This is a genomic window from Flavobacterium davisii (assembly GCF_042182265.1).
Lineage (GTDB): Bacteria > Bacteroidota > Bacteroidia > Flavobacteriales > Flavobacteriaceae > Flavobacterium > Flavobacterium davisii.
The window spans coordinates 294,918-311,047 of record NZ_CP097869.1; the positions used below are offsets into that span (position 1 = coordinate 294,918).

The 16,130-nt window shown below is 29.8% G+C and carries 12 protein-coding genes and 2 tRNA genes; 6 read left to right on the forward strand and 8 right to left on the reverse strand.

Annotated features, from left to right (window positions below; translation table 11 throughout):
* Nucleotides 1–31 precede the first annotated feature (31 nt).
* A complete protein-coding gene (locus NAB20_RS01165; protein ID WP_105196499.1) occupies nucleotides 32–1,162 on the reverse strand; it encodes a DegT/DnrJ/EryC1/StrS aminotransferase family protein in 1,131 nt (376 codons plus the stop codon).
* Nucleotides 1,163–1,255: 93 nt separating this feature from the next.
* On the opposite strand from NAB20_RS01165, the gene NAB20_RS01170 reads away from it, so the two are divergent.
* Together NAB20_RS01170 and NAB20_RS01175 are read left to right on the forward strand one after the other, a co-directional pair.
* Nucleotides 1,256–2,488: a 3-deoxy-D-manno-octulosonic acid transferase gene (locus tag NAB20_RS01170; protein WP_375605373.1), complete on the forward strand. Its 1,233-nt coding sequence runs from the start codon at nucleotides 1,256–1,258 to the stop codon at nucleotides 2,486–2,488.
* The gene (locus NAB20_RS01175; protein WP_375605374.1) at nucleotides 2,485–2,934 is read left to right on the forward strand and encodes a GNAT family N-acetyltransferase; all 450 of its coding nucleotides are present in this window, start codon (nucleotides 2,485–2,487) and stop codon (nucleotides 2,932–2,934) included. Before NAB20_RS01170 ends, NAB20_RS01175 begins: the two co-directional genes overlap by 4 nt.
* Before the next feature lie 381 nt (nucleotides 2,935–3,315).
* Here the strand turns inward: NAB20_RS01175 and NAB20_RS01180 are convergent, their stop codons facing one another.
* Nucleotides 3,316–4,035, reverse strand: a complete 720-nt coding sequence (locus NAB20_RS01180) for a LytTR family DNA-binding domain-containing protein (protein ID WP_105196502.1) — start codon at nucleotides 4,033–4,035, stop codon at nucleotides 3,316–3,318.
* Entirely contained in the window at nucleotides 4,022–5,119 is a 1,098-nt protein-coding gene (locus NAB20_RS01185) for a sensor histidine kinase (RefSeq protein ID WP_088395079.1), read from the reverse strand. Before NAB20_RS01185 ends, NAB20_RS01180 begins: the two co-directional genes overlap by 14 nt.
* Before the next feature lie 873 nt (nucleotides 5,120–5,992).
* Here NAB20_RS01185 and NAB20_RS01190 point away from each other — a divergent pair.
* Nucleotides 5,993–8,152: a S46 family peptidase gene (locus NAB20_RS01190; protein ID WP_105196504.1), complete on the forward strand. Its 2,160-nt coding sequence runs from the start codon at nucleotides 5,993–5,995 to the stop codon at nucleotides 8,150–8,152.
* Nucleotides 8,153–8,340: 188 nt separating this feature from the next.
* Nucleotides 8,341–8,547, forward strand: coding sequence for a hypothetical protein (locus NAB20_RS01195; RefSeq protein WP_105196505.1), 207 nt, complete (start codon nucleotides 8,341–8,343; stop codon nucleotides 8,545–8,547).
* A 110-nt stretch (nucleotides 8,548–8,657) separates the two neighbouring features.
* On the opposite strand, the gene NAB20_RS01200 is transcribed toward NAB20_RS01195, so the two are convergent.
* From NAB20_RS01200 to NAB20_RS01210, 3 genes are all read right to left on the reverse strand, one after another.
* On the reverse strand, nucleotides 8,658–9,029 hold the full coding sequence (locus tag NAB20_RS01200) for a YegP family protein (protein WP_105196506.1): 372 nt from the start codon (nucleotides 9,027–9,029) through the stop codon (nucleotides 8,658–8,660).
* Between the two features lie 172 nt (nucleotides 9,030–9,201).
* Nucleotides 9,202–9,272: transfer RNA gene (locus NAB20_RS01205), tRNA-Gln, on the reverse strand.
* A gap of 423 nt (nucleotides 9,273–9,695) precedes the next feature.
* Nucleotides 9,696–9,766 (reverse strand) — tRNA-Gln (locus tag NAB20_RS01210).
* Nucleotides 9,767–9,925: 159 nt separating this feature from the next.
* Here NAB20_RS01210 and NAB20_RS01215 point away from each other — a divergent pair.
* Both NAB20_RS01215 and NAB20_RS01220 read left to right on the forward strand, forming a co-directional pair.
* Nucleotides 9,926–13,129 (forward strand): protein O-mannosyl-transferase family, encoded by a 3,204-nt coding sequence (locus tag NAB20_RS01215; protein ID WP_105196507.1) that lies wholly within the window; start codon nucleotides 9,926–9,928, stop codon nucleotides 13,127–13,129.
* A 275-nt stretch (nucleotides 13,130–13,404) separates the two neighbouring features.
* Nucleotides 13,405–14,052 carry a polysaccharide deacetylase family protein gene (locus NAB20_RS01220; RefSeq protein WP_088392427.1) on the forward strand — a complete coding sequence of 216 codons (648 nt, stop codon included), beginning with the start codon at nucleotides 13,405–13,407 and terminating at the stop codon, nucleotides 14,050–14,052.
* A 4-nt stretch (nucleotides 14,053–14,056) separates the two neighbouring features.
* Here NAB20_RS01220 and NAB20_RS01225 read toward each other — a convergent pair whose 3' ends face one another.
* Both NAB20_RS01225 and NAB20_RS01230 read right to left on the reverse strand, forming a co-directional pair.
* Nucleotides 14,057–14,353: a co-chaperone YbbN gene (locus NAB20_RS01225; protein ID WP_088392425.1), complete on the reverse strand. Its 297-nt coding sequence runs from the start codon at nucleotides 14,351–14,353 to the stop codon at nucleotides 14,057–14,059.
* Between the two features lie 52 nt (nucleotides 14,354–14,405).
* Nucleotides 14,406–15,641 (reverse strand): metallophosphoesterase, encoded by a 1,236-nt coding sequence (locus NAB20_RS01230; RefSeq protein ID WP_375605375.1) that lies wholly within the window; start codon nucleotides 15,639–15,641, stop codon nucleotides 14,406–14,408.
* Nucleotides 15,642–16,130 lie beyond the last annotated feature (489 nt).

Consider the following 16,130-nt stretch of genomic DNA (forward strand, 5'->3'; position numbering starts at 1 on the left):
TTTATTATTATTTGTTATTGATTATTACTATCTATCCTATAAATTCTAACACTATTTCTGTAATAAATTTTATCTGTTCTTCATCTAATTCCGTATGCATCGGTAATGCAATTACTTCTTTAACTAACTGATTAGTAACTACAAAATCAGCGTCATTATAACGCACATCCGAATAGGCTTTTTGACTATGTAAAGGAATTGGATAATAAATTGCAGACGGTATTCCTTTTGATTGCAAATGTTCTAATAAGGCATCACGTTTGCCATTCGTAACTCGAAATACATATTGATGAAATACATGATCATCATGGTTAATATCAAATTGAGGTATAACAATATTAACATTTGAAGCTAAAGCGGCATTGTATTTGTGAGCGGCTTCTCTACGTGCTTTATTATAGGTATCTAAATGTGGGAGTTTTGTTTTTAATACACCTGCCTGAATACTATCCAAACGAGAATTTACCCCTACTACATCATGATGATAACGTATATACATCCCATGATTTACAATTCCTCTTATAACATGAGCTAATTGATCATCATTTGTAAAAATAGCTCCACCATCACCATAACAGCCTAAATTTTTAGATGGAAAAAAAGAAGTCGCTGCAACATGTCCTATGGCACCTACTTTTGCTTTTGAACCATCCTTAAAAGTATAATTAGCACCAATAGCTTGTGCATTATCTTCAATGACATATAAATTATTTTCACGCGCTATTTCCATTATTGCATCCATATTAGCTGCACGACCAAATAAATGCACTGGTACAATCGCTTTTGTTTTAGGTGTAATGGCTTTCTGAATTGCTTCAATAGAAATATTCATTGTATCAATGTCTACATCTACTAAAACAGGGGTTAACTGTAATAATGCAATTACTTCTACAGTAGCTGCAAAAGTAAAATCAGCTGTTATTACCTCATCTCCAGGTTTTAAACCTAATCCCATCATGGCAATTTGTAAAGCGTCTGTACCATTTGCACATGGAATTACATGTTTAACACCTAAATATTGTTCTAAATCAGATTGAAACTGCTGAACTAAAGGACCATTAATATAAGTTGTCGTATCTAAAACTTCCTGAATAGAAGCATTAACTTCTTCTTTAATTTTATCATATTGGCTTTTTAAATCAACCATTTGTATCTTTCTCATCGAGTAAATTTTAGATTACAAAGCTACTAATTTAATAGCTTTTCTACTAAATTTTAGAAAACTAATGTATTTTAGCATCATCAAATTTAATCTATGATTTTTCTATACAATATAATTATTCATTTTACGCAATTTTTTTTAAATATTGTGGCTCTTTTTAACCCTAAAATTAATTTATTTACTAAAGGTCGAAAAAATGTTTTTAAAACGTTAATTTCAAAAATTGATCCTACGGACAAAACCATTTGGTTTCATGCGGCTTCTTTAGGAGAATATGAACAGGGCTTACCTGTTATGGAAAAGATAAAAGAAACATTTCCTACTCATAAAATAATATTAACTTTTTTTTCTCCTTCAGGTTATGAAGTCAAAAAGGATAATACAATTGCGGATATTACGGTATACTTACCATTAGATACTAGGGCTAATGCTAAACGTTTTTTAAAAGTAATACATCCTGAAAAAGTTTTTTTTATTAAATACGAATATTGGCCTAATTATCTAAATGAGTTAGGAAAAAGAAAAATTGACACTTATCTTATTTCTGGTATATTTAGAACAAAACAATTGTTTTTTAAATGGTATGGAGGATTTTATCGAAATGCTCTAAAAAATTTTAATCATTTCTTTGTTCAAAACAGTTCTTCTAAGGATTTATTACAGACTATAGGTTTTTATAATTCCACGGTTTCTGGCGACACTCGTTTTGATCGAGTTGTAACTATTTTGGAAAGAAATAATTCTCTTCGTTTTATTGAAGAATTTAAAAACAATCAATTAACAGTTGTCATAGGTAGTTCTTGGCCTAAAGATGAGGAATTGCTAGTTCAATATATCAATCAATCCTCAGATGATGTAAAATTTATTATTGCACCACACAATATTAAAGGACCTCAGATATTAAATTTAATATCTAAAATCAGTAAATCTGTAGTATTATACTCTGAAATGAACAATCAATATCTAGCTGATTTTAATGTATTTGTTATAGATACTATTGGCATCTTAACTAAAATTTATTCTTATGCTGACATTGCGTATGTAGGGGGAGGCTTTGGGAATCCAGGAGTACATAATATTTTAGAACCAGCTACTTTTGGGGTACCTATAATAATTGGATCTAACTATTCACATTTTGCAGAAGCTACTGCTTTAGTACATCAAAAGGGTTGTATTTCTGTTTCAGATCAAACAGAATTAAATCAAGCTTTTGATTTACTCATTCAAAACAAAGATGAGAGACACGAAAAGGGACATATTTGCCAAACATTTGTCCAAATGAATGCTGGCGCAACCGAAACTATTATACATACTATTTCCAAATGATACATTTCAAACCAATAGAAAAAGATCAAATTAGCCTAGCCGTTCAAATGATGCAGGATTTTTATGCTATTGATAATTATCCTATAAATCCGTCTATTTCTTCAGCCTTATTTGATCAATTCATTTCTAATAACAATTTAGGTAAGTGCTGGTTTATATACCAGGAAAATAAAATTGTAGGATATATTATTCTTACTTTTATTTTTAGCTTTGAATACCAAGGCACTTTAGCTTTTATAGATGAATTATATCTTACTGAAAGTTCTAGAGGAAAAGGTATTGGAAAAAAAGCGTTGGATTTTATTAAAGAGCAGTCATTAAAACTAAATATAAAAATGATTTATTTAGAGGTTGAGGAACATAATAATAATGCTCAAAAATTATACACTTCAAATGACTTTATTATCCATAAAAGAAAAATAATGAAATATAAAATAACAAAATAACTTAACCCAAAATTCTACATTAGACTCGAACGAATTGAATTGGCAAAACCAATATCTTTTATTTTTCTTCCAATTCAAGCACGTACTCCAGTTTTATTCATCGAAATAGTTGACCATTTCCTCTTCTGGAATTTTCCGTGAGTACTTGAATTTATTAGAAAATTTTGTTACAAGAAAGAAGTCTAATACGGAATCTGGGGAAACAATTAAGAATCAACACGTAGTGGATTCTCTAAATTACAGAAATCACCCTCATTAAAAGTATACAATATACTTCATTCGTTTTCTTTAGTCAAGTCGACCTTGATTCGACAAAAAGGGAGAGTATTTACTAACCAAATATAAATATTACGTCCTTTATTATAGGATAACCTTTATTATTTATAGACTCATTTTTTCCTTAAATAGGCTAGCTTGTCTTCTTGATATTTCTATTTTTTGCTCATCATGTAAATGCACTAATAAATTTCCACTAAACCATAAGTCTATATTTTTAATATAATTGGTATTTATTATTTGGTTGCGATTAGCTCTAAAAAAATCTTCTGGAAGCTTTTTTTCAATTTGATTCAGCGATTTATTTAATATTGCTTTTTGGTCATTAAAAAAAACTTTGGTATAGTTTCCATCTACTTCAAAAAGATAGATATCTGCCACTTTTAACAACCAACATTTTTCACCATCTTTAATAAAAATCTGGTTAGACACTTCAACTTTTTGTTGAGCTTTTACTCTTTTATTTTCTAACTTTTGTTTAACTTTATCTATCGCTTTTGAAAATCTATTAGGACTTACAGGTTTCATTAAATAATCTAGAGCATTATATTCAAATGACTTTAAAGCGTATTCATCAAATGCTGTTGTAAAAATTGTAATAGGAACATTGTGTAACATCTCTAACAATTCAAAACCATCTTTTTCAGGCATATTGATATCTAAAAAAAGTAAATCTGGATTCATTGAATTAATCAATTCATAAGCTGTATCTACATTTTCAGCTTCTCCTAATACTTCTATTTCAGGAAAACTCTTGATAAGTTCTTTCAGTTCATTTCGTGCCAATCGAGAATCTTCTACTATAACTGCTTTAATTTTTATCATCTTGTGTAAATAAAGGAATTACAACTTTAGCTCTTACCATCTTATTTTCTTCTATGATTTCAAAAGTAGCTCTATTTGCATACAAAAGGAAAAGTCTTTCTTTTATATTTTTCAAACCTATTTGAGTAGAAGTACTCTTTTTTTTCAAGAAACCAGTATTTTCAACAATTAAATAAAGTTCATTCTTATTAATTTTTGAAATTAACTTAACAACTCCTCCTTCTTTTATATTAGACACACCATGTTTCACTGCATTTTCAACTAACATTTGAACAATCATAGGTGGAATAAAAAGTTTTAAAGTATTACAATCTATTTCTGTACGATATTCTAACCTATCTTCTAATTGTATTTTAGAAAGGGCAATGTAATTCCCTACCATTTCTATTTCTTCTTCTAAAACAATTTTATTTGTATCACTCTTAGTTAAGGAATAACGTAGCATTTCGGACAATCTAGTTAACATTTCTCTTGATTTTGAAGGATTTTCAAGAATTAACCCCCGAATATTATTCAAACTGTTAAACATAAAATGGGGGTTTATTTGACCTTTTAGAGTGTTTAATGTAATTTCTCTTAAATTAGTTTCTAATTCTAATTGTTTGATCCTAATCCCTTTTAAATATTTAAAAATTTTATATGACATTACAATAAAAAACCACACTAAAAAAGACACTGCAAACACAGGAATATTGGCCAATTTCATAAGAAAAGTCAACGTATTTTCTCTATCTAAAAAGTATCTTAATGGTATATTTAAAACGGGCCATAATAGGAGGTGATATAATAATTGAGAAAAAATAAAAACAAAGACAATACCTAAAAAAGAATTCTTTGAAATTTTTTCAATTTGAATTTTATAATCTATGTAAACGAGAATAATGTTAGATAACAAAAAACCTAACAAACCACATAATACCCCTTCTGATATAAAATAATATAATTTATTCCACTCTAAATTATCCCATTTTTCAACTTGAGAAAGTCTATACGATAGTTTATCAAAGGTTAAAATAGATAACAAATAAATTTGCCATCCAATAAAGTTCAAAACGTGATATCGCCAGTTTTTTATTAACTTCATTTAAAATAAAATTGCAATAATCAAATCTACTAACTTTGTTATTAAATGTAATATAAATTGTATCATACTATTATAATTTATCTTTAGTATAAAAACGAAGGCTAGGTTAACTAATCATTATGTTTACAAGTTTAAAATTTGCGATAATACAAAACTTGTATTTAATCCAAAAATATTTTATTAGCCGTTTAGCCCTCAATTCTATAAAAAAATTAAAATCCATTGATTAAAAAACACCTTTCTTAACCTTTAAAGTCATCCTATTTACTTAAAAATAGTCTAAAAAACATTTTTATAGAACCTCTTTTGATTCGTTTTCTACGTTTACCTTATTAAGAAAACACTTAAAAGAGCTTTTTTTTAAAAAATTTTTAATTAATCCTCTCATTTTTTACCTTTTTTTTAAAATAATAACTTCTATTCATTTTTTGATTGATGATTTCTATTCGTTTTTTGATTGATTTTTTATTTTTTTTTATAACGTATCAGATAAACAATAGACTAAAAAATAAGCCTACAAAAAATCTGTTTTTTTAATTTACAATTTAACCTAAATTACGCTTTAGAAACTTGTCGCAGAGAAAATGACTTGGAATATAAAAAAGCAACTCTTTTTGTCTAAACATAGCAAAACTACATCTATAGTAAAATTTTTCGTATATTTTTATTCTTCTCTACTCTTTTCATCTTCATTACAAAGTCTATTAAAAATTTAATTTTAACGGATTAAAGATAATACCAGAAGATCTTAATTCTTACTCAAAAATGATAAACGGTAAAATGAAATGACAAATGGTATTTCTTAATCAAAACTTAAAAAAAACTTCATAATTCTCCAAAAATTGTAACTTGCGTGCGCTATAAATACATATTATGAAATTTTTACGACTACTTCTTATTTTTGTGGTTTCTCCTTTTTTTGCTCAACAAGGCGGAATGTGGATTCCTTCTTTGTTAAAAGGAATGAATGAAACCGAAATGAAAAATCTTGGCATTAAAATATCAGCAGAAGATATTTATTCAGCCAACAAATCTAGTTTAAAAGACGCAGTTCCACACTTTGATGGAGGTTGCACTGCGGAAGTAATTTCTTCCAAAGGATTAATATTAACCAACCATCACTGCGGATATGACAATGTCCAAAGCCACTCAACAGTTGAACATGATTATTTAACTAACGGTTTTTGGGCTTACAAAATGGAGGAAGAACTTCCTAATAAAGATCTATTTGTAACTTTCATAGTTCGCATTGAAGATGTAACTTCTAAAGTTTTAGAAAACATCTCATCCATTTCATCTGAATTAGAAAAACAAAAGAAAATTCAGGAAAACATTATTCTTTTATCAAAAACATTACCTAAAGAGTCTTGGCAAGAAAATCAAATTAAAACTTTTTATGATGGCAATCAATATCTATTATTTGTAACAGAAACGTTTCGTGATGTTCGTTTAGTAGGTGCTCCTCCTAGTGCTATTGGTAAATTTGGTTCTGATACGGATAACTGGGTATGGCCCCGTCATGCAGGTGATTTTTCGTTATTCCGTATTTATGCCGATAAAAACAATCATCCAGCGGAATATTCAAAAGAGAATATACCTTACAAACCAAAGCACTTCTTCCCTATATCTATAAAAGGAGTAGAAGAAAATGATTTTACTATGGTTATGGGATATCCTGGTCGCACACAAGAATATCTACCTAGCTATGCTATTGAACAAATTATAAATGATTTAAATCCAGCACGCATTGAGCTTCGTGATGCCACTCTAAAAACACAGAACTCTTTTATGCGCAAAGACCCTGCAATTAAAATACAATACGCAGCAAAAAATGCTTCAATAGCCAATGCTTGGAAAAAATGGATGGGCGAAATAAAAGGATTAAAAAAAGCAAATGCCATCGAAGCTAAACGAAAATTTGAAGCAGAATTAACTGAAAAGATCAATAAAGCAGGCAAACAAGCAGAATATGGCAACTTATTAAATGAATTTAAAACAAATTACAACAATATCCGTGATTATGCCATTGCTCGTGATTATTTTACTGAAGTAGTAACGCGAAATTGTGAAATTTTAAATTTTGGCCATCGCCTGTATCAATTAGAACAGATTCTAAACACAAAAGGAGAACAAGTTTTTGATGATAAAAAAAACAGTTTGATTAAAAACCTTGAAAATTCATACAAAGATTTTAATCCAAATGTAGATGAAAAAGTTTTTGAACAATTGATCAACATCTATGCAACCAAATCACCTAAACAATTCTTACCTAAATCACTAAATAATATTAATGCGTCACAATTAGCATCTGATATTTTTCAAAATTCAAAACTAACAACTTATACGGGATTAAAAGATTTATTAAACGGTGATAGCAAAACTGTTATAGAAAAAATCAACCAAGACAAAGGTTATCTTTTAGCAAAATCAATGACGGAAGCTTATGATAAAAACGTAGCTCCTAGATACAATGAAATAAATTTGAAAAATATAGCATTACAACGCGCTTATATGAAAGCCATATTAGAATTAAGTCCTAAATCCGCTCGTATATTCCCCGACGCTAATAATACACTCCGTGTTACCTATGGAAAAGTAAAAGGATACAAACCTTCCGATGCTCTTATTTATTCTCCTTTTACCACTTTGGATGGCGTTATAGAAAAATACATCCCTGGTGATTATGAATTTGACGTACCCAAAAAACTGATTGATTTGTACAACTCTAAAAACTTTGGTCAATACGCAAATAAAGAAGGCAAAATGCCTGTTGCTTTTATTGCTACTAATCATACTACGGGCGGCAATTCTGGTTCTCCAGCATTAGACGCGAATGGCAATTTAATTGGTTGCAATTTTGATCGTGTATGGGAAGGCACTATGAGTGATCTTTTTTATAGTCCTGAAATTTGTAGAAACATCATGGTAGATGCTCGTTATATTTTATTTATAATAGACAAATTTGCAGGGGCTCAAAACTTGATTGAAGAAATAAAAATCATCAAACCAACAGGAACTTCTAAAAACAGATAAACAGTCTATTTATAGGGCTTTTTTATATATGAGGAAGCCCTATAAATACTGGCACAAATATTGTAATACATGACATTGTTGAGAAAGATTATTTTTTTAAAAAAAAAGTTTAGAAAAAATTTTTACATAATAAAAAATTTATATCTTTGCGACACGAATTAATAATTAACCTTTTATAATTAAGTAAGATGAAAAAAGTTGTTTTAACTATGGCTTTAGTTGCTATGATGAGTGTTTCTTGTAAAGATCAAGCTGCTGCTACTGAAGAAACTGCTGTAGAAGCTGTTGATACTGCTGCTGTTGAAGCTGTTGATTCTGCTGCTGCTGCTGTTGACACTGCTGCTGCTGCTGTTGATACTGCTGCTGCTGCTGTTAAAGAAGAAGTAAAAAAATAATTAGATAAAATCTAATATTTTTCAAAAAGAGCTCCGTTTATCGGGGCTTTTTCATTTTCAAAACCTTCCCCACCACACCTTACGCTTTTTTCCTACATTGTTCACCTTTTTTAAACCTCAAAACCAAAAACCTCCAACTCCGGAAACACAAATTCATTAGCCGCAAAATCCAACACCTCTGCCATAACTGCAGATCGCATCACCTCATCTACCCCCCTTTGCATCAACAATTGCGTAGTATACTTACGACTCGTTGCCACTTCTCTTTTTTCCACTATTAAGCGAAAATAAAACTTACCACTAGAAGTCTTAAAACGCATTATTGTTGCACACTCCAAACCCAACTTCAGTCTCTCTATATCCTCTTCACACTCAAAACGTAACTCATAACTATCACTAGTCATAATCGTCCTACCTTTCCTCGAAACGAATTCAAACTTATAATAACCATCCAAACGCTTACTAATCACAAAAGTCGCCATACAATAAAAAACAAATCAAACAAAAAAAAAAAAAAAAAGAAGCCGAAATTTTCAAACAAAAAACACTTCTTCGAAACAAAAGACCCTAAAAAGTAAAAAATAAAAAACCCAAAACCTATTTATTTCAAATATCCATAAAATAAAAAAGCCCTGATTCCTCAGAGCTTTTTCGTTGGTCTACAAGGATTCGAACCTTGAATGACTGAACCAAAATCAGTAGTGTTACCGTTACACCATAGACCATCAAACCTGCAATACTTCCGTTTTGCGAGTGCAAATATACAACCCTTTTTTTATTATTTCCAACTTTTTTAATCAAAAAAATCAATAAAAAAACAATTATACACACAAACAACTCAATGACAGACAATTAAAATAAAACCCAAAAAACACATCCCTCTTTCTCTTTACTTTCTTTATATAAAATAAAAAAAGATCAAAAAACAAGCCCTTGTTTTTATCGTTTTTCCAAACCAAACAACAACCACACCTATTAGACAATCAACAAACACACCACCTCTCACCAAAACAAACTTACACACCGCAATAAAAAACAAAAAAGCACTTCATCCCCAGAACACCTCACAAACTCCACTTTAAAACCCACCCTCTTTTATGCAATAGAAATAAAAAACAAAAAAGCCCTGATTTCTCAGGGCTTTTTTGTTGGTCTACAAGGATTCGAACCTTGAATGACTGAACCAAAATCAGTAGTGTTACCGTTACACCATAGACCAGTAAAATTGCTTAACTTTCGTTTTGCGAGTGCAAATATAAAAGCTTTTTTTAGTTTCGCAAAATTTTTAATTAAAAAAATTAAAAAAATCATTTTTAACCTTTTCTTTAAACAAAAAACAGTTTCTTTGTGTAAGAATTCAAAACACTTAACTATTAATATGTCATTCAACTTCAAAAAATGGAACACCCTACTAGGTTGGGTTACTTTTTTTATTGCACTGGTTGTTTATTCACTAACTGTTGAACCTACCATGAGTTTTTGGGATTGTGGCGAATATATTTCCACATCTGCTAAACTAGAAGTAGGCCATCCTCCAGGTGCACCTTTGTATCAAATGATCGGAGCTTTCTTTTCTATGTTTGCTATTAACAAAGAAAACATTGCTTTAATGGTAAACATGATGTCAGTTGTATCAAGTGCCTTTACAATTTTGTTTTTATTTTGGTCCGCCACTATACTTTTAAGAAAGCTCATTGGATCTGAAAAAGAGTTAAACAAAACTAACAGCATTGCTATTCTAGGGAGTTCTTTTATAGGTGCATTAGCTTTTACTTTTTCTGACAGCTTCTGGTTTAATGCTGTAGAAGCGGAGGTATATGCGATGGCAACTTTCTTAATCGCCATTTTGTTTTGGCTCGGACTTCGCTGGGAGGGAGACATGAACAAACCTAAAGGAAATCGCTGGCTACTCCTAATTGCCTTAGTGGTAGGTCTCTCCTTTGGCGTTCATTTTATGGCGTTATTAACAATTCCTTCTATTGGTTTTTTATACTACTTTAAACATTATGAAAAAGTAACTCTAAAAAGTTTTATCATAGCTAATATGGTTGTCATCTCCGTATTACTATTCATATTCAAGCTTCTTTTGCCTTGGACTATGACTTTTTTTGGAGCTACTGAGGTTTTTATTGTAAATAATATAGGATTACCTTTTAACTCTGGTACTATATTAGCCACTATACTTTTAATTGCTTTTTTTTATTTTGGATTAAAATATACACAACAAAAAGGAAATGTATTTTTAAATACTATCTTACTAACAATTTTGTTCATCTTTATAGGTTTTTCAACTTGGTTAATGCTTCCTATCCGTGCTAATGCCGACACTCCTATTAATGAAAACAAACCATCCGATGCGCGCGAACTTTTGGCTTATTATAATCGCGAACAGTATGGTGAACAAAAACTTTTTTATGGCCCTCAATTTTCAGACACCTATGCAGGATTAGATGAAAAGAATCCATATCTAGACGAAAAACCAAATTACGAACGTAATTACAAAACAGGTAAATATGTAATCGTAAACGATTACAAAAACGCTATACAAAATACAGACGATAATCATAAAGCTATACTGCCTCGTTTGTGGAGTAGCGAACACAATGTGAATTATATGAAATTCACATCGCCATTAGAATTTTCTGTAAAAGAAGAATACAATCAAGAACAAGAATTATTGCAAGTTGTATCTGAGTTTAGAAATGCTTTCAAATCAGGGAAATTAGATTTAGAAGATTATGACAAATTCTTAAAATCCTATGGAGAATATCTAAATATAGAAAAACCAAGTACGTTAGACAATCTTAGATTCATGGTAGAATATCAGTTTGGTTATATGTACTGGAGGTATTTAATGTGGAATTTTGCTGGACGTCAAAATGACGAACAAGGTAACTATGATCTTAAAGATGGAAATTGGCTAAGTGGTTTATCCTTTTTAGACAGTGCGCGTCTTACAAAACAAGAAAATCTTCCTGCTGACTGGAAAAATAATAAAGGACGTAACGTATATTATTTTATCCCTTTTATTTTAGGTTTAATGGGATTTTATTTTCATGCAAAAAAAGATTTAAAATCTTTTTATGTACTACTTTCTCTATTCTTATTTACAGGTTTAGCTCTTAAAATATACTTAAACGAGCGTCCTTTTGAAGTACGCGAACGAGATTACGCGTTGGTAGGCTCTTTTTATGTATTTGCTATTTGGATCGGATTAGGCGTATACGCTCTTTATGAATCTATCTATCAGTATATCCAACCTAAAATAGCATTACCGCTTACTTTGACTCTCTCTTTATTAGGTGCCCCCATTTTAATGGCTTCTGAAAACTGGGATGATCATGATCGTTCAAACAAATATACCGCGGTAACAGACGCTAAAGCTTACTTGGATTCTTGTGATAAAAATGCAATATTATTTACTATTGGTGATAATGACACTTTTCCATTGTGGTATGTACAAGAAATTGAAGGTTATAGAACTGACGTAAGAATTGTAAACACTAGTTTACTAATGACAGACTGGTATATTGATTCTATGCGTAAAAAAGCTTACGAATCAGATCCTATCCCTCTATCTTTTGAACATAAGGATTATGTAGATGGTAAACGTGACTATCTAATTTATGAAGAAAGGACAAAAGATCGTATCAGTATTAATGAGTTTATGGAGTTTGCACACAGTGACGACCCTAGAACATTAATTGAACTGAGAAACGGTCAGAAAGTACAATTCTATCCTACAAATAAAATCAGAATTCCTGTTGATAAAAATGCTGTAATATCTAATAAAGTTGTTAATCCAAAACAAAATGATTCTATTGTTCCTTATATTGATATAGATATTAAGGGAAGTGCTTTGTATAAAAATCGTTTAATGATGTTAGATATTGTTAGAAAAAACAACTGGAAACGCCCAATTTATTTCTCTACAGGAGCTTTTGGAGATGATGATTTCATCTGGATGAAAGAATATTTACAATTAGATGGTATGATTTATAAATTAGTTCCTATCAAAACACCTCTTCCAAAAGGAGCTTATAATTTTGACATGGGACAAATAGATACCGATAAAATGTACTCTATTTTTACTAAATTACAGTGGGGTAATGGCGATAGTCCTTCTATCTATCACGATCCTCAAACTCGTAAAAATTGTATATCTTATCGCACTCACATGTCACGTCTTATGACAAATCTAATAAACGAAGGAAAAACAGCTAAAGCAGAAAGGATAATTGACCTTGCTCTATCTAAGACTCCTATAGAATATTACGGTTTTTATAGTCTTATTGATCCTTTTGCAGAAGGCTATTATAAATTAGGCAAAAAAGAAAAAGCACGTGAAATAATAAAAAAAATAGCGTTAAAATATCAAGATGAATTACGTTATTATAGCGAATTACCTCAGAATGACCAACGTCAATTCTTTGCTAGTGATATTTACACTGATTTAATGCGTTATAAAGGCTTATTAGAAATAACAAAAATTCACAAAGATCAAGAGTTCCATAATCAAGAAAAGGAGGCTTTTAACAATCTCAACAAACGTTTTCCTTTTTTTGAAGTAGAAATGGAATAATATTTATAGTTTCAAAGAAAAATCATAAGGTTGTCCGAAAAGATTAAATCTTATTTCATTTCGATCAAAGGAGAAAATAGCATAATCATTAATAATGAAGACCTCTTTTCCTAACATCGAAGTAGCAAAAGTAAACTAACACTGAGTTACTATTTTTCTGATACTCTATTTTAAGCAAAAAGAGCGGTCTCATTTTAAGAGATCGCTTTTCTTTTGTAATAAGAATACTTTTTATATTTATAAAAGATTAAACTATTTTTATAAAAAAAACAGATATGTTTTATTGGGTCAAAACACAAAATTTTATTAGATGCTTATTTTTCAATTATATTTGGTTCATTCCTAATAAATCAAAAACAATTTATCTTACTTTTGATGACGGTCCAACTCCCGAAGTTACAGAATGGGTTTTAGATCTTTTAAAAGAACACAATATCAAAGCAACTTTCTTTTGTATTGGAAAGAACATCAAAGAATACCCTAAAATTTTTAAAAGAATTTTATCAGAAGGACATAGCATAGGAAATCATACATACAACCATATAAATGGATGGAAAAACTCAACACATGAATACCTAAATGATATCATATCTTGCGAAAAAACAATAGCAGAAAATTCGGGAATAAACCAATCCAATTTTAAAATTTTCAGACCTCCTTATGGAAAAATAAGACCTAATCAGTCCAAAGAATTAAAAAAAAGGGGATATAAAATTATAATGTGGGATATATTAACAGCTGATTTTGATTTATCAATAAGCAATGAAGAGTGTATAAAAAATGCTACCCAAAAAATTGAATCAGGTAGCATTATTGTTTTTCATGATAGTAAGAAGGCGTATCATCATTTAAAAAACTGTCTTCCTAAAGCGATCACTTTTTATAAAGAACAAGGTTTTAGTTTTGATATTATACGGAATTAAGACTTTAAAATTGTTCTTTAACAAGGTTAATAATAGTATTAGCATCTAATTCACCTGACTGACGCCATTTCATTTGTCCATCCTTATAAATCATCAAGGTTGGCAATCCTTTTATACGAAGTGCTTCTGCTAATTCTTGGTTTTTATCAACGTCAATTTTTATTACTTTGGCTCTATCACCTAATGCTGCTGCTACATCTTTTATAACAGGATGCATTGACTGAGAAGCTTCGTTCCAATCAGTATAAAAATCAATTAAAACAGGAACATGAGCACCTATTAACTCACCAAATTTTGACATATACGTACTTTTTAAATACAGTTTGCATTACAAATATACTGTTTTTAGCGATTTATGCTAATTTTTGAGCTTTTTTTAACTGAATTACTGTTATTTCTGGCATAATACCAACTCTTCCTGGATATGCGTGAAATCCAAACCCTCTATTTACATAAATATAACGTCCTAAATACTCATAACAACCTGCCCATTGTTTATACATATATTGTGCTAAACTCCATTTAAAGTAACCAGGGATTTCTATTCCAAATTGCATACCATGAGTATGCCCACTTAAAGTTAAATGAAATTTTTTATCATGATGCTTTATTACCTCCTCCCAATGGCTTGGATCATGGCTCATTAAAATTTTAAACTCTTCCTTTGTCAGTCCTTCTGAAGCCTTATCTATATCTCCTATCATACCAAAATGCTTACCCCAATTTTCGACTCCAACTAAAGCCAATGTAGCTCCATCTTTATGAATTTTAGTATATTGATTCAATAACAACTTAAAATTTATCTTTTGATGTATTCCTTTTATATTTTCAAAATTTTGATTTTTTGCTTTTTCTGATTTCCATTCTATATAAGCTCCATAATCATGATTCCCTAAAACAGAAAATTTACCAAAACGGTGTTCTTTAATACTTTTAAAAACGGAAATCCACGGATCCATTTCTTCTGCCTTTGCATTTACTATATCGCCTGTAAACAACAAAATATCTGAATCTTGTTGATTAATTAAATCAATAGCATATTGTATCTTTTCTGGATCATCAAAACTTCCTGAGTGAATATCGGAAATATGAGTAATTTTAAATCCATCAAAAGCATCTGGTAAATCATCAAAAAATAAATCTTGTTTAAAAACCTTAAAATTATATTTTCCTTTTGTTACTCCATAAATCAACGACAAAAAAGGAATAGTAGCCAAACCAAGAGCTACTTGACTAATAAATTTTCTTCTTTCAGGTAAAAAAGTGTTTCGATTATCATACTCTATAAAATAATTTGTTACTCCTGAAAGAAAACGAAAAACATCTTCTCCAAACATGAAAAGAGTTAAAATAATTTTAGGTAAATAAACGGTAAGTAACAATCCTAACGCAAACAAACTTTGTTTAGTCTGTCCTACTTTACGATCAAAATTGAAAACAGTATAAAATATAAATATATAAATCAATATACTTATACCTACTACTGTCCAAAATATCCATTTTGAACGTATTAAGGTTCGAAAGGCTTGTAATGAATAAATTTCTACCAGTAATAGTAAAATGGCAACTATTATAAAACGGAACAACATCTTCTTTTTTCAAGCAAAGTAACAAAATCGTGTTCAAGTTCACGCTACCTTTTAACAGAACTTTTATATTTTAAATCCTTTTTTATCTATTCTACCCCTAACTGAATTTCTTTTGTTATTATTTTTAGATGCGGAATTTAAAAACTTTTTTACTAGTGGAGTGCTTTAACTCAAATTACGCATTAGAAATCTGGATTTAAACTTTTCTATTGTTTGTAAAATGGTGTTTCTGTCCTATATTTCCCTATTTTCACTCCGTATCATAATCCCTTGCAAAAACTAAACTCTAGAACAAAAATCCTTATTTTCGCTTTAACCAAAAAAGTTTAAACCGCTTTATCCTTTTTAATTCAAATTATGTAGTAGAAATCTATTTATGAACAAAATACGTTTGAGCCTAAAAAATCAGGTTCTTTTTTTCGATATAACAAAACTAAGTTTACAAAAAAAATCTCTTTTTTTATCTTCATTACAAAATCTATCACACAA